The 21,770-nt window shown below is 30.9% G+C and carries 21 protein-coding genes; 18 read left to right on the top strand and 3 right to left on the bottom strand.

Translation table 11 applies throughout. From position 1 onward, the window contains the following. Window positions 1-233: 233 nt before the first annotated feature. The 8 genes from AACQ14_RS22635 (at window position 234) to AACQ14_RS22600 (ending at window position 7,816) form a co-directional block, all read left to right on the top strand. Window positions 234-1,607 carry a nickel-dependent hydrogenase large subunit gene (locus tag AACQ14_RS22635; RefSeq protein ID WP_339365820.1) on the top strand — a complete coding sequence of 458 codons (1,374 nt, stop codon included), beginning with the start codon at window positions 234-236 and terminating at the stop codon, window positions 1,605-1,607. Beyond that, window positions 1,607-2,068, top strand: coding sequence for a hydrogenase maturation protease (locus AACQ14_RS22630; protein WP_339365819.1), 462 nt, complete (start codon window positions 1,607-1,609; stop codon window positions 2,066-2,068). Before AACQ14_RS22635 ends, AACQ14_RS22630 begins: the two co-directional genes overlap by 1 nt. After that, on the top strand, window positions 2,061-2,312 hold the full coding sequence (locus AACQ14_RS22625) for a hypothetical protein (RefSeq protein WP_339365818.1): 252 nt from the start codon (window positions 2,061-2,063) through the stop codon (window positions 2,310-2,312). Before AACQ14_RS22630 ends, AACQ14_RS22625 begins: the two co-directional genes overlap by 8 nt. After that, window positions 2,313-4,565, top strand: a complete 2,253-nt coding sequence (gene hypF / locus AACQ14_RS22620) for a carbamoyltransferase HypF (protein ID WP_339365817.1) — start codon at window positions 2,313-2,315, stop codon at window positions 4,563-4,565. It begins immediately after the preceding gene. Window position 4,566: 1 nt separating this feature from the next. Then, window positions 4,567-4,797, top strand: a complete 231-nt coding sequence (locus tag AACQ14_RS22615) for a HypC/HybG/HupF family hydrogenase formation chaperone (RefSeq protein ID WP_339365816.1) — start codon at window positions 4,567-4,569, stop codon at window positions 4,795-4,797. Next, window positions 4,790-5,860 (top strand): hydrogenase formation protein HypD, encoded by a 1,071-nt coding sequence (hypD, locus tag AACQ14_RS22610; protein WP_339365815.1) that lies wholly within the window; start codon window positions 4,790-4,792, stop codon window positions 5,858-5,860. Before AACQ14_RS22615 ends, hypD begins: the two co-directional genes overlap by 8 nt. A gap of 4 nt (window positions 5,861-5,864) precedes the next feature. Continuing rightward, window positions 5,865-6,866: a hydrogenase expression/formation protein HypE gene (gene hypE, locus AACQ14_RS22605; RefSeq protein WP_339365814.1), complete on the top strand. Its 1,002-nt coding sequence runs from the start codon at window positions 5,865-5,867 to the stop codon at window positions 6,864-6,866. Between the two features lie 101 nt (window positions 6,867-6,967). After that, complete coding sequence (locus AACQ14_RS22600) at window positions 6,968-7,816, top strand: patatin-like phospholipase family protein (protein ID WP_339365813.1); 849 nt, start codon at window positions 6,968-6,970, stop codon at window positions 7,814-7,816. 424 nt (window positions 7,817-8,240) lie between these two features. Here AACQ14_RS22600 and AACQ14_RS22595 read toward each other — a convergent pair whose 3' ends face one another. After that, the gene (locus AACQ14_RS22595; protein ID WP_339365812.1) at window positions 8,241-9,644 is read right to left on the bottom strand and encodes a sulfatase-like hydrolase/transferase; all 1,404 of its coding nucleotides are present in this window, start codon (window positions 9,642-9,644) and stop codon (window positions 8,241-8,243) included. A 288-nt stretch (window positions 9,645-9,932) separates the two neighbouring features. Here AACQ14_RS22595 and AACQ14_RS22590 point away from each other — a divergent pair, with 288 nt between their 5' ends. From AACQ14_RS22590 to AACQ14_RS22570, 5 genes are all read left to right on the top strand, one after another. After that, the gene (locus AACQ14_RS22590; protein WP_339365811.1) at window positions 9,933-10,610 is read left to right on the top strand and encodes a FadR/GntR family transcriptional regulator; all 678 of its coding nucleotides are present in this window, start codon (window positions 9,933-9,935) and stop codon (window positions 10,608-10,610) included. A gap of 375 nt (window positions 10,611-10,985) precedes the next feature. Further along, window positions 10,986-12,710 (top strand): dihydroxy-acid dehydratase, encoded by a 1,725-nt coding sequence (gene ilvD / locus AACQ14_RS22585; protein WP_339365810.1) that lies wholly within the window; start codon window positions 10,986-10,988, stop codon window positions 12,708-12,710. A gap of 50 nt (window positions 12,711-12,760) precedes the next feature. Then, window positions 12,761-14,125, top strand: coding sequence for a GntP family permease (locus AACQ14_RS22580; protein WP_339365809.1), 1,365 nt, complete (start codon window positions 12,761-12,763; stop codon window positions 14,123-14,125). A 228-nt stretch (window positions 14,126-14,353) separates the two neighbouring features. Beyond that, window positions 14,354-15,208, top strand: coding sequence for an AraC family transcriptional regulator (locus AACQ14_RS22575; protein ID WP_339365808.1), 855 nt, complete (start codon window positions 14,354-14,356; stop codon window positions 15,206-15,208). A 171-nt stretch (window positions 15,209-15,379) separates the two neighbouring features. Then, on the top strand, window positions 15,380-16,423 hold the full coding sequence (locus AACQ14_RS22570) for an amidohydrolase family protein (protein WP_339365807.1): 1,044 nt from the start codon (window positions 15,380-15,382) through the stop codon (window positions 16,421-16,423). A 199-nt stretch (window positions 16,424-16,622) separates the two neighbouring features. Here the strand turns inward: AACQ14_RS22570 and AACQ14_RS22565 are convergent, their stop codons facing one another. Together AACQ14_RS22565 and AACQ14_RS22560 are read right to left on the bottom strand one after the other, a co-directional pair. Continuing rightward, window positions 16,623-17,162 (bottom strand): hypothetical protein, encoded by a 540-nt coding sequence (locus AACQ14_RS22565; protein ID WP_339365806.1) that lies wholly within the window; start codon window positions 17,160-17,162, stop codon window positions 16,623-16,625. Window positions 17,163-17,183: 21 nt separating this feature from the next. Beyond that, window positions 17,184-17,831, bottom strand: coding sequence for an EndoU domain-containing protein (locus AACQ14_RS22560; RefSeq protein ID WP_339365805.1), 648 nt, complete (start codon window positions 17,829-17,831; stop codon window positions 17,184-17,186). A gap of 1,090 nt (window positions 17,832-18,921) precedes the next feature. On the opposite strand from AACQ14_RS22560, the gene AACQ14_RS22555 reads away from it, so the two are divergent. The 5 genes from AACQ14_RS22555 to AACQ14_RS22535 form a co-directional block, all read left to right on the top strand. After that, window positions 18,922-19,044, top strand: a complete 123-nt coding sequence (locus AACQ14_RS22555; protein ID WP_339365804.1) for a hypothetical protein — start codon at window positions 18,922-18,924, stop codon at window positions 19,042-19,044. Further along, window positions 19,038-19,250: a DEAD/DEAH box helicase family protein gene (locus AACQ14_RS22550; protein ID WP_339365843.1), complete on the top strand. Its 213-nt coding sequence runs from the start codon at window positions 19,038-19,040 to the stop codon at window positions 19,248-19,250. Before AACQ14_RS22555 ends, AACQ14_RS22550 begins: the two co-directional genes overlap by 7 nt. 299 nt (window positions 19,251-19,549) lie before the next feature. Then, on the top strand, window positions 19,550-20,503 hold the full coding sequence (locus AACQ14_RS22545) for an AAA family ATPase (protein ID WP_339365803.1): 954 nt from the start codon (window positions 19,550-19,552) through the stop codon (window positions 20,501-20,503). A 15-nt stretch (window positions 20,504-20,518) separates the two neighbouring features. Continuing rightward, window positions 20,519-21,340, top strand: coding sequence for a DUF58 domain-containing protein (locus AACQ14_RS22540; RefSeq protein WP_339365802.1), 822 nt, complete (start codon window positions 20,519-20,521; stop codon window positions 21,338-21,340). After that, a partial coding sequence (locus tag AACQ14_RS22535) for a hypothetical protein (RefSeq protein ID WP_339365801.1) occupies window positions 21,337-21,770 on the top strand: 434 nt, incomplete at its 3' end. The genes AACQ14_RS22540 and AACQ14_RS22535, both read left to right, overlap by 4 nt.

The raw sequence follows: 21,770 nt of genomic DNA, 5'->3' as shown, positions 1-21,770 counted from the left end.
GTTTTAATCAGTAGATAAATATAACAATATATTATATAACATATGGATGAAAATGTCAATGCAAGTCAAAAAATATAAGAATAAGCCGGATATTTATTTGATTAAGTTTTAATAGTGATTTACTCTTATATTTGACTTTTAATAAAATATTTACAACATTTTGTGTTAAGTATAATAACTTGTACATGTATTGAATATATATAGTTAGATAAGGGGAGTAGGTGAGAATAATAATGAAGAAGAAAATAACAATTAATCCAGTTACAAGAATCAGCGGTTTTTTAGAAATTCAAGTTGAGATAACTAATAATCGAATCTCTGATTCTAAGAGCAGCGGCATGTTATTCAGAGGATTTGAAAAAATGCTTCAAGGAAGGTCACCATTAGATGCAGTTTATTTTACGGAAAGGATATGTGGTATATGTTCTACTGCTCATAGTATGGCTTCAAGTCTTGCTCTAGAAGACGCGCTTAATATTAAAGTTGATGATAATGATAAGATGATTCGAGATTTTATGCATGGATGTGAATTTTTACAGAATCATATAAGACACATATATCAATATACATTTCCAGATTTTGTGAAAGGACCAAATATCAATCCTGTGTACGTTGTATCACATAATAATTTTAAGTTACCTGACAAAGTAAATAATGAAATAGCTGAACATTATCTTACATCTATGAGGTACAGCAGATTAGCTCATCAAATGCTTGCTGAACTAGGAGGGAAAGCACCTCACAATCATGGTATTTTTGTTGGTGGAACTACAGGAAATATGGATATCTCAAAATACATAAAAGTAAAATCTATATTAGAAGAAATAAAGGATTTTGTTGTAAATGTGATGATAGAAGATGTAGAAACTGTTGGTTACTATTATCCAGAATGTTTTCATCAAGGAGCAGGATATAAAAATCTAATGACCTACGGATGTTTCGATACATACAAAGAAAAAGATAGAACCTATGTATATCCAAAAGTATGGATTAATGGCAGAGAAGAAGCATTCAGATCAGAAAATATCACGGAAAATGTTTACTATGCATGGTATGAAGATGACAGACCAAATCGTATGAAACAAAATGCTTATTCTTTTATAAAAGCACCAAGATATAAAGGTGTTCCTATGGAAGTAGGTCCTCTGGCGAGGATGTGGTTAGGTGGATATTACAGAAGAGGTATATCTCTGATGGACAGAACCATAGCAAGGGCCTTGGAAGCTAAGAAGATTATAGAGATAATGGAATCACTATTAGAAGGAATTAGGTTGAAAGAAAGTAAACAGAAAATATATGATATTCCTGAAAAAGCTGCTGGCAAAGGATTGATTGATACAACAAGAGGTGCGTTAGGTCATTGGATTCTAATAGAAGATAAGAAAACTAGAAGATATACAATCATAACGCCATCTGGCTGGAATCTGTCACCAAGAGATGAAAAAGGAATAAGAGGTACTGTTGAAGATGCACTTATAGGAACTGAGATTGAAGATATAGATTATCCTGTAGAGATTGGAAGAATCGTAAGGTCCTTTGACCCATGTGTATCATGTGCAACACATGTACGAGGTCAATATAATGCAGTAGAAATGAGGATAGTCTAATGAATATGAAAATAATAGCTATCGGTAATCCCATTATGATGGATGATGGAATAGGTATTTCAGTAGTAAAAGAGCTGAAAGAATGGTTAAACAAAAAGGAGATAGAAATTATTATTGGTGAAACAGATATGGACTATTGTATGGATTATATAGGTGACGGGGATTTCATTATAATTATCGATGCTACCAATCTAGGCTATGAGCCTTGTCATGTTACAACATGTCCTATTAGAGAATTGGATGATAATTATAGAAGTGGTTACTCACAACATGAGATGAGTATATTAAAAGGTTTGACACTTTACCGTAAGAAAATTGAAGGATATTTTATTGGAATAGAAATTAATAGAATTGAATATGGTTGTGAGTTAAGTGATATATTACAAAGAGGATTTATATGTATATGTGAGAATGTGAAAGAAGAAATTGAAAAAATATTAAGGGGGAGTATCAATGCATGATACATTTTTATTTAAGAAAATATCAGACTATCTAAAGAATTTATGTGAAGAACAAAACATCAACAAATTAACTAGCGTCAATGTAATTGTAAATCATGATAGCCATGTTACTGAAGATACATTGTTGGAAGAACTGAGAATGAATATAGGTGAATATCTTTCTGATAAAATCAAAATATATGTTGAGCATAAACAAATAGAAGCTTTGACAGCAATCATATATAAAGTAGAAGGTGAAAATTAGTTGTTAGGGTATAAAATACAGATTATGGGCATAGTTCAAGGCGTAGGATTTCGCCCTTTTGTATATAGCAAAGCACTTGCAAACAACCTGAAAGGGTGGGTCAATAATTGTGACTCTACAGTGGTAATTATGATAGAAGGAGAAAAAAATGATATAAAATGCTTTATCAAAGATATGATCTATAATCCACCTTCAATCGCTAATATTGAAAAAATAAAGATTATACCATGTGAAGTTAAAGGATATAAAGATTTTCACATACTTCCTAGTACTAGTACGACTCCAACCATATGTTTCCTATCTCCAGATATAGCTACTTGTGACAAATGTATGAATGAAGTGTTAAATCCTAAGTCTCGGAGATATAGATATCCTTTTACGAATTGTACGCAATGTGGTCCTCGCTTTTCTATTATTAAAGAGTTACCCTATGATAGAAAAAATACGACTATGTCAATGTTTCCAATGTGCACAGATTGTGAAAAAGAATATAATGATCCTAGTGACAGCAGGTTCCATACTCAGCCCAATTGTTGTAAAAAGTGTGGACCACAGGTTGAATTTATTGACTCAGATAATATGAAGAAATATGGTAATCCAATTAAATCAGCAGTCTCCATGATAAAACAAGGTAAAATAGTTGGTATAAAAGGATTAGGGGGATTTCACTTATGCTGTGATGCAGTTAATAACAATACTGTCAATATTCTTAGGATTAGGAAAAAAAGACCTAATAAACCTCTTGCCATAATGGCTAAGAATCTTGAGTCAGCTAAAAAGATAGCTTATATTAGTACAAAAGAGGAACAAATTGTAACAGGTAAGCAGAGACCTATAGTCTTATTGAAAAAAAGATTGTCTAATATACTTCCATCGAATATTGCACCTAACCAGAGATACATAGGAATTATGCTGCCATATACACCATTACACTATCTTTTATTTGACGAATCTCTAGAATATCTAGTTATGACTAGTGGTAATCTTAATGGACAGCCTTTAGCTTATAAAAATAAAGAAGCAATAGAATCATTGGGAAATATATGTGATTATTTCCTAACTCATAATAGAGAAATACATATGCCTATAGATGATTCTGTTGTGAAAGTCATAGAAGACAAAGTAATGGTAATAAGACTTGCAAGAGGATACGCTCCATATCATGTAAAGATGGATAGTAATAAGGAAATATTGGCATTAGGAGGTCAGCAGAAGAGTACTGTCTGTGTATTGAAAAGCAAATACGCTGTGATGAGTAATTATATTGGTGACTTAGGTGATTATGATACATTTGAAAGGTATCAGAAAACTATAGATAATATCCTGAACATATATAAAACAACACCCGACAGATTAATTCATGATTTACATCCATTATATGATTCAACAAAATATGCCCATGAACAGTCCATTAGACATATAGGGGTACAGCATCATTATGCACATATGTTAAGTTGTATGGTAGAACATAACATGGATAAAAAGGTCATTGGTGTGATCTATGATGGGACAGGACTTGGTGATGATGGAGCTATATGGGGAGGGGAATTTTTTATAGGTGACAGGAAAAGTTATAAAAGAGTAGCTCATCTCAAATATGTGACATTACAAGGCGGGGATATTACTGTTAAAGAACCTTGGCGGAGTGGAGTCAGTTTTCTATGTAGTTCGGAAATTGAACCTGAGAAATACATTAAAGGAGTTAATAGAGATACAATAAAATTACTAAAGGAAGCTCTAAGCTCAGATTTTAACTGCTTCCAATCATCTAGTATAGGACGTTTTTTTGATGGAGTCTCTGCACTTATTGGATTATGTAATTATAATACCTATGATGGAGAAGCCGCAATAATATTAGAAAACAATACAGAATCTGGTGTTACCCAATTATATAGTTATGATATAGATGATACTAACAATGAATTGCTTATAGATTATAAAAAAATAATAAAAGGGATCATTGGTGATGTGAAACAAGGAATTAATATATCAAGTATTAGCAGCAAATTTCATAATACGGTGATTGATTTTACAGTTAATATGGTAGATAGATTATCTAAAAAATCAGGAATTGTTGATGTTGTTTTGAGTGGAGGAGTTTTCCAAAATTCATATTTATTGAGTGGAATATATAGAAGGTTGAAGGGATTAGGGTTTAATACCTATTTTAATGAAATAATTCCTATTAATGATGGGGGATTGTCTTTAGGACAAATAGCAATAGAAGATGATGAGTATGGAGGAGTGAAGTAAAATGTGTTTAGCAGTTCCTGCAAAGATTAAATCAATAAATGGAGCTTATGGAGATGTATTATATCTAGGAGTAGTTCAAAGGGTGAACATAGAACTTATTGAATCTCCTAGAATCGGTGATTATATTTTGGTACATGCTGGTTTTGCTATTGAAAAGATTGATAAAGATGGGTATGTTGAATTGCAGAGAATAATGAGATATCTAATAGAGGAATGTGAAGGGTATGAATGAAAAACAACTAATAGCCAGAATGGTTCAAGAAATAAATGAAGGTGTAGGGAGTGATATTGTAATTATGGAGATCTGCGGTACACATACTGGGAGTATAGCTAAATATGGGATATGGGATATGCTTTCCCCTCGCATCAAATTGGTCTCAGGTCCAGGCTGTCCTGTATGTGTTACTGATAAGAGATATATAGATATGGCTGTATCCTTATCTCAAAGAGAAGATATAATAATTGCTACTTTTGGGGATTTGATGAAGGTAACAGGAACAGAATCTTGTTTGTCAGAGGAAAAATCAAAAGGGAAGGATATAAGGATTGTTTATTCTCCTATCCAGAGTATCGAGCTGGCAAAGGAATATCCTAGTAAAAAAGTGGTTTTTCTAGCTGTAGGATTTGAAACAACAGCTCCTTTGATTGGGAAAATAGTCATGAAGGCAAAAGAAGAAAATATTAACAACCTTTTCTTTTTAACTAGTTTAAAATTAATGAAACCAATATTAAAAGAAATTCTTAAGGATAAGACTCATTGTATAGATGGTATCATATGTCCAGGTCATGTTGCAGTAATAAAAGGTGCGGATTATTTTTCATTCATTAGTAATGATAATAATATTAAAACGGTAGTTAGCGGTTTTGAACCTTTGGATATAATCAGCGGTATTTATTTCATAGTACAACAGTGTAAAGGTAAGATACATAATCATGATAAAAACTTATACAAAAGATGTGTAAAAGAAAAAGGTAATGAAACAGCTTGTAAAATATTAGAGGAAGTCTTTGTACATGAAGACGGCAATTGGAGAGGTATTGGAATTATTCCTGATTCTGCAATGGTAATAAATAAGAAATATGAAACCCTTGATGCAAAGAAAGTTTTCAGTTTTGACAATTTACCAAAAGTTATAGAGGATAATTGTATATGCAAAGATATTCTATTGGGGAAGGAGATACCTACTTCATGCAGATTTTTTGGTAACAAATGTACACCACAGCATCCTGTAGGACCTTGTATGGTTTCGTCAGAAGGTACCTGCGGTATTTATTATAGATATAGAAAAGAGTGATAACTTGTGTAAAACTATTCAACTTCGTCATGGGGATGGAGGAATTCATACTAGTAAGCTGATTAATGAAATTTTTTATAGATATTTTCGTAACCCTATATTGCTGAAAGGGAGAGATTCAGCAGTTTTTGAAATGAGTAAGGGAAGATTGGCATATTCAACAGACAGTTTTGTAGTTAAGCCTATTTTTTTCGAGGGCGGAAATATTGGGAAATTAGCAGCTTGCGGGACTATTAATGATTTGACAGTTGCTGGAGCTAAGCCCTTATATCTTAGTGCAGGTTTTATAATTGAGGAAGGATTTGATATAGAACAACTGGAACGGATTGTTAGTTCAATGCAGCAAGTTTGTAGTAAGACAAATACGTTAGTTGTGACCGGTGATACAAAAGTTGTTGATAGAGGTAGTGTAGATGGCATTTTCATTAATACATCGGGTATAGGAAGTATATATGATAATTATAATCCTAATCCTATTGGTATAGGTGATGAGATAATAATTACAGGTGGCATTGGGGAGCATGGTACGGCTATAGCAATTAGAAGATATGACCTTAATATACAAGGTAATATCAAGAGTGATTGTGATTCGCTTACTAATATTTTGATAGGGATTAAGAAGTTTTTGCCACATGTGAAAGTGATGAAAGACCCAACAAGAGGAGGTATTGCTACTAGTCTTAATGAGATAGTAGAAGAACAGGGAATAGAAATTTTATTAGAGGAGGATAGTATTCCTATAGCTGATGAAGTAAAAGGTGTGACGGAGGTATTAGGATTAGACCCTTATTATTTAGCTTGTGAAGGCAGGATGATATTGATTGCAGAAAAAGGTTATGGGGAGAAGATTGTTAAGACAATAAATGAGCTGGAAAATGGAAAAGATGCTGGATTAATTGGAAGAGTAGTGGATAAATCAAAAGGGATAGTTTGTGTAAGAACTACGATAGGAGGTAAAAGAAGGTTGTATGCTTTAAGCAATAGCATGCTGCCTAGGATTTGTTAAATTACAAGATAATTGAAAAAATAAATATTTTGTATTATAATTATAACAATGTTTATGAATCAAAATCATTCGCATGTAATTATAAGGTGGTGTATTATGTAATGTATCAAGCAACATTAGTGTTAGAGGGTGGCGCTACTAGAGGCGTATATACAGCAGGTATTTTGGATTACTTTATGGAGCAGGAATTAGAAGTGTCCAATATATTAGGGGTTTCAGCAGGTTCCTGTAATTGTGTAGATTATATTTCTGGACAAATTGGAAGATCTAAGGATTGTATGATAATTACTAAGAAAGAAAATGTGTATTATGGTATTAGGAAGCTTGTTGAGAAAGGCAAATTAATAGATATGGATTTATTATTTGATGACTTTGCTAATATAGTTTTTCCATTTGATTATGATGCTTTTTTTGATTCTGATACTGAATGTGAAATAGTTGCTACTAATTGTTTAAGCGGAAAAGCTGAGTACATGAAACCTGAGAAAAAAGAGGAACTTATGTCCATATGCAGGGCTTCCAGCAGTGTGCCTTTGATTGCACCTATGGTATGGATTAATGATATTCCATATCTTGATGGGGGTATTGCTGATTCTGTACCTATAGATAGAGCAATGGAGCTGGGAAATAAAAAGATTGTAGTTATTTTAACAAGAAACAAGGGTTATCGTAAAAAAGTACCCTCAAAAACTATGATAAGGTTGTGCAAACGAAAATATGCAGCTTATCCAGGATTAATATTTGCTTTGGAAAATAGGTATAAAGTATATAACAAAACAATGGATTATATAGATGAACTTGAGAAAAAGGGAGATATTTTTGTTATGCGTCCAACGCTTTCGCCTGTTTCTAGATTTGAAAAAAGTGTGGAAAAGCTTAATGAGTTCTATAATCATGGTTATGAGGATGGCAAGAAGAAGTATACAGCATTGTTAGAACACATAAAATAAAATGGAAAATTATTTCTTTTTTGTCAATATTTACACTTGATTTTTGTTTGAAGATATAATATAATATTTCTTACAATTTTCAACACAAACCAGCCTTATACTAGTCTTATTCTAAAAGATAAGGGGTCGCTCCCAAAGAAATTTTCTAGTGGGTCAAGCGAATAGGAATATGGTGTCTTCTAAGTGGCTATCTGCATGACGGAAATCGTAGCAGACCTAAGAGATAAAATTAACTATTCGTTATGGTTGCTTATAAGGTTAGATAACTTTAAATATAAAATTGTGTTAAGAATATAAAGCACTTCCATAGTACATGTAAAATTTAGTACTATAGAGTGCTTATTTTTTTTGTTAAATTTCATATTTGCTTTTGAATTTGGCATATCAATTTATAATTGACGATAATATTAATAGAATTGCCACTTTATTGGTTTAACTTTTCATATTTTTCCCAATATGATTCGCCAGATTCATGACTTGAATCATCATTCCAATTATCTCTATACTTAAACATTTCATTACGAAGTTTGATTACTATGTCTTCATAGTTTTTGTTAGAATACAAATTATTCATTTCTAATGGGTCATCTATTAAATCAAAAAGTTGAGTTTCATTAGAGTTTCCACTGACGTATTCTATAAGCTTGTATCTTTCGTCTTTTACGCTTCTTATTGTATCTGTATATGCAAAATATAGATTTTCTCTTGTTATATGTTTATTATCTTGAATTGAGTTTAATAAACTTCTGCCTTCAACTGAATCAGGGATATCAATATCAGCTAAATCACATAGGGTAGGATAGATATCAAGTAGATAAGCGTAGGAATCTCTTCTTTCATTGGTGGGTATTCCTTTACCAGAAAATATTAATGGGACTCGTATACTATGTTCGTAACAGCTTTGTTTACCCATTAATCCATGTTGACCTAGAGCAAGTCCATTATCTCCAGTAAAGACTATTATAGTGTTATCATACTGACCTGTTTCTTCAAGAGCGGTTATAACTCTGCCTAATTCATGATCAAGATGACTTATCATACCATAGTATTCTGCAATATGTTTTTTAATGGCTTTTTCAGTACGTGGGTAAGGTGTCAAGATTTCATCTCTTATTTCCTTAATACCATAATCTATAGGATGTTCTTGTGAAAAATTATCTGGCAGGGATATATCATCAGGATTATACATATTCATAAATCTTTCTGGCATGGTTCGTGGGTCGTGAGGTGCCATAAAAGCAATATATAAGAAAAACGGGTCAACACTATCATAATTATATAGAAAATCTATTGATGCATCACAAAAGATTTCACTGGAATGTTTGCCAGCTTCAACATGATCGCCTATGGATATGCGAGTTTCATTAGAAGTCATAAAACTATATGTTCTTTTTAATCTACCTTCATATTTACCTGTTGGATCGTAATGATTTAGAGGAACGTTCCAATGATCATCCATTCCGCCAAAGAAAATATTATCTCCGCAGGTAAAACTTCTTGCATATGACTTAACTCCATTATGCCATTTTCCTGTTCCAAATGTTTGATAGCCTTGATTTTTAAGATGTTCCCCTAATGTAATATGATTATCAGGTATATTTTGACCTTCTTTTTCTATGTGAAAAAGAGTTCTTCCAGTATGTAACATAGCCCTGCTTGGCATGCAAACAGCTCCACTGGTTCCACATGGAATATGGGCCTGTGTGAAAGTTACTCCGTTACTTACTAATTTATCTAGGTTAGGTGTATGTATTTCTTTATTTCCCAAAGCAGAAATAGTATCGAATCGTTGATCATCAGTTAAGAAAAATAATATGTTTGGTTTCATAATAATCCTCTCCTTATTTTCTTATTAAATGGCTAGTGTAGATTGCCTTATAGAAATGATTTTAACAATTTATCTTGTTTATTGAAATATCAAAAGGGATGATTAGAATGTTAAAAAGGGACATTTTTATGATTTATTATTGTTAATTGAAAAAAGGATTGTGTGAAAAATATTGTTGTATGATATAATATGAGATGTATATTATTATTTATTGATGGATGATACTATAAAGATATAAATAAAATTTTATATTTATAGTATTCCTAATACACAAGAGAGGAAATCGTAATGAAAGAAAGAGCTAGTGATATTGTTTTTAGAACAATAAAAGAAAATATAATAAGCGGCAAATGGGTTTCAGGTACAAAAATTATGTCAGAAACACAACTTGCCAGTGAACTGAATGTTAGTAGAATATCAGTAAGAGAAGCTATAGAGAAGTTAGCGGCTTTGAATATATTAAGTAAAAAGCAGGGTGGAGGAACATATGTCAATGATTTGCAGCCATCAATATATTTTAATTCTCTTATACCAATGCTTACACTAGATAGAGATAACTATATGGAAATATTAGAGTTCAGACTTATCTTTGAAACACAAAGTATAAGATTATGTGTTAAAAGATGTACTGATGATAAAATAGAAGAGCTGGAAGAATGCTACTATAGAATGGTTAAATATGAGCATGATGAAGAAAGATTCACAGATGAAGACCTTAAGTTCCATATGCTTATAGTTGAAGGTGCTAATAATTCAATCTTAAAAAAGGTTAGTGAGGTTTTGGGAGAGATATTACGATATCATCAAAGGAGATTGTATAAGGAATTAGGACCAGGTGGCGGTATAAAAGAGCATAAGATGATGCTTGAAGCCATAAAAGATAGAGATGAAGAATTAGCAACAATATATATGAGAAGACATATAGAAAGAACTATAGAGGATATTAAAAATACTAGAATTGATTAATTAGTTAAGTTGTTTGAAGTTATAATAGAATATAAGAGCCCCCAGCATATGATGATAATATTATATGCTGTTTTTTATGCGTTAAACAAGGTTATAATGATACGGTAATGGATGAGGTGTAGTTGATTTATCCTTCCATAGTAATAAATTATTGTCAATATTAGTAAGTTGTATAACAAATATAAAAGGATGCATTGGTCAAAATGTATTACAAATAAGTGCTAAAATTATTCAAAATAGGGATTGACAGAAAAATATTAGTGTTTTATAATGAACTTGTAATACAAATTGTGCATAGTGTACAATTCTTGAAGTTTAAACTTTGATGTAATGAATGATGATTAAATAAGTTGTAATACAACTGGAGGAATTGAAATGTTAAAAAGTCAAGAATTAAGATCATTAGCACCAGAATTGGATTCTCTTAGAATTGGTTCTGGATGGAAATTAGAAGAATTAGATAAACCACAGATTTTTGTTCAAAGCAGTTATGGGCACAGTCACCCAGGAAGTGCGCATTTAGATAAACTGGTAAAAGGCGTATGTGAAGGTGTATATGAAGAAGGTGGACGTCCAGCAAAATATTTTGTAACTGACATGTGTGATGGAGAAGCCCAGGGGCATGATGGAATGAACTATTCATTAGCATCTAGAGAAATGATAGCCAATATGATTGAGATACAATATCAAGCTACACCATTTGATGCAGGAGTATTCATTGCAAGCTGTGATAAATCCGTACCAGCACATTTAATGGCTATTGCTAGATTGGATGTACCATCTGTAATATTACCTGGTGGAGTCATGAAAGCTGGTCCTGATAAACTTACATTAGAGCAGATTGGTACTTATAGTGCTATGTATCAAAGAAATGAAATAACTGAAGAAAAATATACTTATTATAAGCATAATGCATGTCCAAGTTGTGGTGCATGTTCTTTTATGGGGACAGCATGTACTATGCAGATAATGGCAGAATCATTAGGTTTAGCATTACCAGGGACATCATTAATCCCAGCAGTGGGAGAAGAAATAGAAGAAGTATCCCTAAGAGCAGGTAAACATGCTCTAAAATTAGCTGAGTTGGGATTGAAACCATCGACGATATTAACTAAAGAAGCATTTGAAAATGCAATTGTTATTCATGCTGCAATAGCCGGTTCTACTAATACATTACTTCATATTCCTGCTATAGCACATGAAGTTGGAATTGATATTGAACCAGAATTATTTGATGAAATCCATAGAAAAGTACCTTATATATTAAATATAAGACCAAGTGGATTTTATCCAGGAGAGTATTTCTGGTATGCAGGTGGTGTGCCAGCAGTTATGGAACAAGTTAAAGAATATTTGCATCTAGATGTTCTTACAGTGACAGGTAAAACTCTAGGCGAAAACTTAGAAGAATTAAAGAAAAACGGATATTATGAAAAATGCCACAAATATTTGAAAGAACTTAATATCAAGCCTGAAGATATTATCAAAAATAAAAATAATCCAATCCAAGCTCAAGGTGCCATTGCTATATTAAAAGGCAACTTAGCGCCAGAAGGAGCAGTAGTGAAACATTCTGCAATATCTAAAAAATTAATGCAGGTAATACTAAAAGCCAGACCTTTTGATAGTGAAGAAGAAGCTATAAAAGCGGTTCTAACCAAAGAGGTACAACCTGGGGATGCTGTATTCATCAGATATGAAGGACCAAAGGGTACAGGTATGCCAGAGATGTTCTATACGACAGAAGCCATTGCATCAGATGAGGAGTTAGTAGAATCAATAGCTTTAATAACTGATGGTAGATATTCAGGAGCAACAAGAGGACCAGCCATAGGTCATGTTTCACCAGAAGCTTCAGAAGGTGGACCAATAGCACTAGTCGAAAAAGATGATTTGATTAAGATAGATATTCCAAACAGAGTTTTAAGCATCATAGGAGTAAATGGAGTAGAAAAATCTAAAGAAGAGATGACAGAGATTCTAAGAATGAGAAAAGATAAATGGCAGAAGCCAGCACCTAAATATACAAAAGGAGCATTAGGAGCATATACAGCCCTTGCGGTATCCCCTATGAAGGGCGGATATATGGACTGTAAATAAGTATATGATTATCTAGAAGGTAGATTAAGGACAATAGGAGGACATAAGCGATGTCAAATACAACTATGTTGATTTTAATTACTATAGCAGCAATTGTGTTATTATTGGTTTTGGTACTTAAATTTAAGATTCAAGCTTTCATTGCACTTCTTATTACAAGTATGTTTGTTGGAATTGCTACAGGCATGCCTCTGAATGACGTAATAGCAAGTATACAAAAAGGTATGGGTAGTACTTTAGGATTTGTCGCAACCGTTGTTGGATTGGGAGCGATTTTTGGACAGATATTAGAATCTTCTGGTGGAGCGGAAGCTCTTGCCCAAACAATGATTAGAAAATTCGGCAAAGAAAAAGCAAACTGGGCTTTGGTCATAACTGGTTTCTTTGTTGCCATTCCAGTATTCTTTGATGTAGGGTTCATAATTCTTGTACCAATAGTATATGCATTAGCAAAGGATACTAAAAAATCAGTTCTATTTTATGGTATACCACTATTAGCTGGTTTAGCTGTTACACATACTTTCATACCACCAACTCCTGGACCTGTTGCCGTAGCCGAGATAGTAAGTGCTGATCTAGGATGGGTTATTCTGTTTGGATTTATCATAGGAATACCTACAGCAATTATAGCAGGACCAGTCTTTGGAAAATACATAGGTAAAAAAATTAATATTGCACCACCAAAATTCGTAAGTGAAGGTGATGATTCATCTAGGATAAATGATAATAATTTACCTTCATTTGGACTTATTGTAAGTATAATAGGTGTTCCACTGGTACTGATTCTATTGAATACCCTTACAGATGTACTAGTTAAAAAACAAGTTATTAATGAAGGGTTTACAGTTGAATTATTAAAATTCTTAGGGCATCCATTCGTGGCATTAACAATAGCGACTCTTTTAGCTCTATATCTTCTTGGAATAAAAAGAGGATTCTCTAAAAATGAATTATTGAATCTAAGTAGTAAAGCTCTAGCACCAGCAGGTTTGATTATATTGGTTACAGGTGCTGGTGGAGTGTTTAAGCAAATGCTTATAGACAGTGGCGTAGGTAATATGATGGCTGAGTCAATAGCAAAATCAAGCCTTCCACCAATTTTCTTAGCGTACATATTAGCAGTAGTAGTAAGAATTACACAAGGGTCAGCAACAGTTTCCATGATAACTGCCGCTGGTATAATGGCACCAGTTCTTACAGTATTCAATCTTGGTGCACCAGATAGGGCATTAATAGTTATAGCAATCGCATCAGGAGCAACAATATTATCCCATGTCAATGATAGTGGATTCTGGTTAGTTGGTAAGTACTTTGGAATGAATGAAGCACAAACGTTAAAATCATGGACTATGATGGAAACCATTATTTCTGTTTGTGGATTCGTAGGGGCAGTTGTATTAAGTTTATTTGTATAGATTGATTAAGGAAGAGTATAATAAGATTATAGTATTTGATAGATGATATGATATTTAGTTATTGTATCATCTATTTTTTATTCTATAGAATAGTAATATTTTTTTATAACGATTGCTTATTGCTAAGTATTATTTTATATTTTAAAATGTTTATTATCAATGTATAATAAGTTTAATAGTAATTCGTAATTTATTAGGGTTTAAAAAATATCAAAAGGGATGAGTTATATGTTAAAGAAGGATATAATCACTGATAATCCAATAGAAAATATTAAAAGTATATTTAGTGAGGTACCTTACAAATATTATTTTAAAATACATACCGCTTATAATATTGATGAAGTACCTTTAACATGGAAAATTGAAGATAACAGAAGGAATAAAGATTTTCATATAATATTCATAAAAGGTGGTAATGGTTATTATTATCTTGATGGTAAGGAAGAGCAATTAAAAAGAGGTAAGGTTATCTTTGTTAGTAATGATTTTCCTCATAGTGCAATTCCTGATAAATCTAATTTGCCTTCTATTATGCCTATTAGATTCGGATTATATGATAATAGGACTTCATACCAGAGAGAAAATTACTTCTCACGTCCTTTTTCATATGCTTTTCATGCTAATGATATTATTAAGTATCAGAAACTATTTGAGAGATTATATCAAATAGTTAATGGTGATAGTGACTTAGCAGATGAGATGTGTAATAGTATAGTGACTCAGATATTTTATGAATTGGTCAATGATTATGAATGTGATAAGGGGTATAAAAAAGACAGTAGAATAGAAAGTGTTAAAAGCTACATAGATGAGAATCCTAGTAGCATGTTTACTATTGATGATTTAGCTAAGTTGGCTAATCTATCAAAAAAACAGTTCACAAGGCTTTTTAATGCACAATATAAAATATCACCATATCAGTATATAATCAAGTCTAAAATAAGATATGCAACATTTTTGTTAGAGGAAACTGAAATGAGCGTAAAAGAGATATCTAATTATCTAGGTTATCCTAATCAGTATTCTTTTTCTAAGCAGTTCAAGAAGTGTATGGGTTGTGCACCTTCTTTGTGGAATAGCTAATTATCAATTATCATCTAATCCTCTGAATTTAGATTATTTAGAAAATTTAATATTAACTTTGTAAAATAATATTATATTAGTTATATGCTATATATTATTTGTTATTATGTTTACAAAATAATTTTTGTGTAGTATTATAATAGAAAATTTATATGATGAGGAGAAAATATAATGAAGAAAAATATTGCTTTACTTATTCTAATTCTATTAATTACTAATATTAACAATACTATGACTTATGCTCATGACATTAACTGTAATCCAAAACCACTACATGCTTATACAGATCATCATGTACATATGATGAGTGAGGAATTCTCAGAAGTATTTAAAACATTATTGGGTACTGATACATATATTGATATCCCTATTGAAGAAGTTTCAGGTGAAAAAATAGTATCTTTATTAGATGAAGCAAGTATGAATAAAGCTTTTGTACTATCTAATAGTTATATTTATGGTATGGATCAAGTTCAAGATTCAAATGAATATGAAAATGTTAAAAAAGAGAACGATTATTTAGCTAATGAAGTTGCAAAATATCCGGACAGATTAATTGGGTTTTTTAGTGTGAATCCTTTAAAAGATTACGCTATAAGTGAGATTGATAGATGTTATGATGAATTAGGATTATCAGGGTTAAAGTTACATTTTACAAATTCTGATGTTGATTTAAGAAATCCAGATCATCTTATAAAAATAAAACAATTGTTCACACATGTTTCAGAAAAAGGAATTCCTATCCTATTACATTTCAGAAGTAGAAGTCCAGAGTTTGGAAAGAAAGATGCTGAGATACTAATAGATAATGTAATTTCTCAAATTCCTAATTTAAAGCTACAGATTGCTCATTTGGGGGGATGGGGTAGTTTTGATAGATCTGCCAAAGAAGTGTTCACCACATTTATTGAAAAATACAATTCAAACCCATATCTAAAAAAAGAAAATATCTATTTTGATATTTCAGGAGTAATTGTAACTGATAGAGAAAAAGAATTAGGATTAGATGTAACAACTGAAGAAGATTGCAAAGAACTAGCTAGGATGTTGAAAGAATGGGGATTAGATAATATTGTATTCGGAACAGATTACCAATATCAAACTCCAACAGGTTATTTGGAATATATGAAAACTTATCTACCTTTGACTAATTATGAAATTCAAAATATATTAAGTAATGATTTGTCTAAGATATTTTTTAATTGTGAAGAGTAAAAAGGGGCAGAGGTAACATTTCTTGAAAAGTGTATTGATAATATTGTCATAAATTTATAAAAACATAAAATAGATGTATCTCATTAAGAACTTGGAGAGACATCTATTTTATTATTCGATTATTTAATGTTAATTACACTTTAACTTCATTACTAAATTGTCTTGTTTGACATAAAACATATTACTATTAGCCATTTCTTCAATTATTAATCTCCCGATTTTTGTTTAATATATTTGTGAGATTATCAATTAATTCTAATTCATAACTATAATCAAGTTCATTATCAAAACATAATTGAATCTTACAGAAAAATTCCTTAGCTGCTTCTATAAGTGTAATGAAAAATTCATATTTAGGTAATGTCATCTGCATTTTAGTATTTGATTCTATAGACATTAAAATTAAGTCATTACTAATATTATTTATTTGTACTTTAATAGGTTGGTCAGGAAAATATATTTCAGCTTTTTGGTCTTTTAAATTATTGTCTACTAAAGTTATCATATAAGCCCAAAGTTGGTCAATTATATCCCAATATGTAAAGTCTAATATGGTAGTACCGTTATATTCTAGATAGATTATACCTTCAATATAGTTTGTATCAATGTCATTAACTATATTTTTTATTCTTTCCATGTCATTTAATTCTATAAAGTAAGATTTATAATTATCATTTAAACTAAATAAATCTTGTATCTTTTTATTTGGATATTTAATATAAGATTTGATATTAAACATAAAATCCCTTCTTCCGTATTTTTATTTTGGATAAAATTGTCCTATACGACCATTTTTTAGTCCGACTACATAGTCAATTCCATTATAAGTCCCTTCTATTTGGTACATACCTCTTGTCCCTTTTTTTATTAGAGTTTCTCTATTTTGTTTCATAATATCATTAATAATATCAGAAATATCATCAAGTGTTGTATTCTTTTTGAAAAAACTTTGGGTTTTCTTAATAGAGCCTTCCCAATATTCTATATGATGTCTTTCTAGTATGTGTTTCATACCACTTTTATCTAGTAAAAATGTATTATTACCAAATATCATTTTTCTGCTTTTGAAATCTGCTAAGGTATTTATTACTTTACTAGGATCAGCTTTTTTTATATTCTTATAAATATCCTTGGATTTTTCAATGTCTTTTACCATATCACCTGATTTATTAACACCTTTGATTAGAGTGCCAACTTCATCAGTATATTTCAATGATCCAACAATTGGTAATATAGCTGCCATATCTAAAACAGTTTGACCTGCATGTCCCCATGACCATTCCCATTTATCAAAATCGTATGTTATATCAAGTATATCTGAATGTATATCAAATCCCAGAACTCCTAAACCAATTTGTCCAATTGTACCTAACAAAGTTACATCTTCTGCATAATTGCTAAATACCATTTGTTTAACGGAACGTCCTACGTATTCAAAACCACTTTTTATAGCTCCACCAATATCTTTCCAAGTAGGCCAATGACCTCTAGAGCTAAGATATGTTTTGGTATCATATACATAATATGTATATGGATTAGAATTAATAAAATCATTAGCTGTTGTAAAAAGTCTATCTCCATTATCATGTGGAATTAGTTCATTATTTAGCTTTTCATTTGAATTAGTAAAAAAATTACGTAAATGATTTAAACCGCATTTTAATGAATTACCTAATCGTGCTAGGAAATTTTCATTTTTTTTATCTGGTATTGGTTGTTGAGGTTGATTAGAATTATCTAGTTCATAAGAAAGGTAACCTAATTCCTTTTCTATTAGTATTTCAGTTTCAGCATATGCTCTACATGTAGAATTTAAGAAATTACCAGACTTAAATAGATTTTCTTCTATTAAACTTATGTCATTATAAAGACGATTTAACTCATTACTAATATTCTGTCTACATTTTATGTCATAATCTAGTGAATTACTGACTCTAATAAGACTATCTTTAATGTTCCCTGTTCTTGATGCTAAGTTTTTTAATTGACTTTCTTTTTTTCTAATTCTTGTGATTGAATAGATATTTTATGCATTACATCGCTCCCTTATTTTATCATATGTATATAGTTATTTCTAGTTCTCTTTGATGTCAAATAATAAGGTATTAAATATTGAGCAGGATATAAATTATGATAGATGAATTTTTTTATAATTGCAACAAATCCTGACAGACGACATGATTTATGGGATGAAATGCATAAAATACTATTATTTATTACTTTATTGTAATAATTAATAAATGCAGTTGGAATTATTAAGGGTGGGATTTATTCATTAGATTTATGTTTCTTTTATTAACAAGGAGGAGATTTTATTTGATTTCATATTTATGTTATATATCTAGTATGTTATAATTAATTACAGTCGATTAATGTAAAAAACACATATATAAACTAGAGGAGTGTCACTAATGGAAATATTAAAAACCTTGACCTAAATATAGATCCAGTTAGACAAAGCTTTCAAAGCTATTGAAGATGAACCTAAAAATAGTGAATTGATTGGTGTTCTAACCACAGCCAATTATAACGATAAAGAACTAGTTCCAGATAAAAAGCAGATTATTATGACTACAATACATAAGTTCCAAAGTGATAAAGAGAAGAAAAAGAAATACTAAAAGATGATAAACAGTTTCCAGTACTAACAACTAAAACAAACGTTATAGTACTTACTGACGAAGCTCACCGCGGTCAATATAAAAGTATGGCTAAAAATATGAGAGATGAACTACCTAATGCAGCATTTCTAGGATTTACTGGCACAACAATAGATAAAAAAGATAAATCTACCATAAGAACTTTTGGTTCATATATTGATAGTTAGAATGGATTTATAGCAATAAAAATGTAATGTAGCAATTTTGGACTATTATCTATTAGTTGTTATATGTACATATTGTTAAACAATTAATTTTTAGCTGGCTATTTTAGCAGCTTTTTTTATGCTGATATTGCTCACAAAGAGCACTGACATTATAAGGATTATTAGCAGTAAAACAAAAAAATCAAATATTTTTCTATAATTAACAATTTATTCATATATAATTCAAAAAATAAATATAAAATAGTATTTATTGGTATTGCATTAAATATCATATTTGTATTACTAAGGAGGATTAAGAAATGGAAATAACAAGTTTATCTGATAAACAACAGATAATATATTCACTAAGAGATGAAATAAATAAGGTGATTGTTGGACAGGACTATATGGTTGATAGAATACTCATCGGTCTTATGACTGGAGGACATATCTTATTAGAAGGTGTTCCAGGTCTAGCAAAATCCCTGACAGCAAGTACTATAGCTGAGGTAAGTGGAGTTGATTACAAAAGGATACAATTTACTCCAGACTTATTACCAGCAGATATCCTTGGTACAGAGATCTATAACCAAAAGAATGGTGAATTCATTATTAAGAAAGGACCTATCTTCAGTAATCTAATACTTGCTGATGAGATAAATCGTGCCCCTGCTAAGGTACAATCAGCTTTACTAGAAGCAATGCAGGAAAAACAAGTAACAATAGGGGATACTACTTACCAACTGGAAAGACCATTTTTAGTAATAGCTACACAGAACCCACTTGAAGAACAAGGTACTTATCCACTACCAGAAGCGCAACAGGACAGATTTATGATGAAACTGAAAGTGAAGTATCCTGATAGAAACGAAGAAAGTAAAATCATTGACCGTTTTACTATGGATAATTACTATGAACCTAATCTTACTAAGATTTTATCATGCAGAGATATATTACATCTGAGAGAACAAATAAACGGCATTTATATAGATGATAATGTTAAGAACTACGTACTTGACATAGTTCTGAAAACTAGAGAAAAATCTAATTATATAGCTTGCGGTGCATCCCCACGTGCAAGTATCAACCTTATAAAATCAGCAAAAGGACGAGCATTCTTAGAAGGCCGTGATTATGTAGTACCAGATGATATAAAATCAATGGCATATGATGTTCTGAGACATAGAATATTACTTTCATATGAAGCTGAAGCTGATGATATTACTTCTGAAGATATAATAGCTGGAATTTTGGAAAAGGTTAACTTACCATAGATAAGGAGTTAAACAATGGTTTCAAGAGAAATGATTAAGAAAATAAGACAAATTGAAATAAAGTCCAATAAAATAGTTGAAGAAATATTTTCAGGTGAATATCGTTCCGGCTTCAAAGGTAAAGGAATGGAATTTGACGATATTAGGCAGTACTATCATGGTGATGATGTTAGAAATATTGATTGGAACGTTACAGCTCGTCATAACAAAGCATATGTAAAACAATTTTGCGAAGAACGGGAACTGAATATGTTTCTAATAATAGATATGTCAAAATCCAGTGATTTTGGTAATAAAAAAGAGTTAATAGCAAGTATCGGTGCAACATTAGCTTTATCAGCAAGTAAAAATAATGATAGAGTTGGTATAATCCTATTTACTGATGAAGTAGAGAAATTCGTTCCTTCCAAAAATGGAAGAAAGCATGTTTTATCAATTATAGAAAACATCCTTGATTTCAAACCTAAGAATAAGGGAACCAATCTTGGAAAAGCACTACAATATTTTAACAGAATTGAAAAAAAGAGAAGTGTAGTTTTTGTTATATCAGATTTTCTTGATGAAGGTTATGCAAAAGATCTTAAAATAACTTCTGGACGCCATGATTTAGTTATGGTACGTGTTATTGATAGAACTGAAGAACTGATTCCTGCTGGCGCTATATTTACTTTTGAGGATTTGGAGACAGGAGAGATAATAGCGCTAGATAATCTTAAGAAAGAATATAAATTAGATAATAACTTTAAGATGTATAGAAAAAACATTATTAACATATACACTGACGAAGATTATTATAAACCGTTAAAACAATTTTTCAGAAGAAGGGGTAATATATGAGAAAAAGGAAAGTTGCATTTTTAATTAGTTTAATATCTTTATTATTACTTATTTCATCTATAACTATATTAGCTGAGGAAAGAAGTATATACGTTGGTGATTTGATTAATATAGAGATTGAAACAAACTTATATAGTGAAGATGATATAAGAGATAAATTCAAGGATTTTGAAATAGTTGATATAAAGGATACTGAAAAAGGATATTTATTGACTTTGCGCAGTTTTGAAACTGGTAAGAAAACTATTCAGATAGACAATAATGAAATAGAAATAGAGATTAAATCAACTCTTGATGAGATTGATAGAGATAAAATATATGAAGGTGATGGGGGTACAAGGAGTTATGGATTCTCGTTTAATTATAGTTATATATTTTATCTCTTGATAGGTATCTTTTTGATAACAGGATGTATAAGCCTATGGCAATA

Source organism: Vallitalea maricola (assembly GCF_036985595.1).
Classification (GTDB): Bacteria; Bacillota; Clostridia; order Lachnospirales; family Vallitaleaceae; genus Vallitalea; species Vallitalea maricola.
The sequence above is the reverse complement of the archived record's forward strand: the minus strand, read 5'-3'. Positions and strand labels throughout refer to the sequence as shown.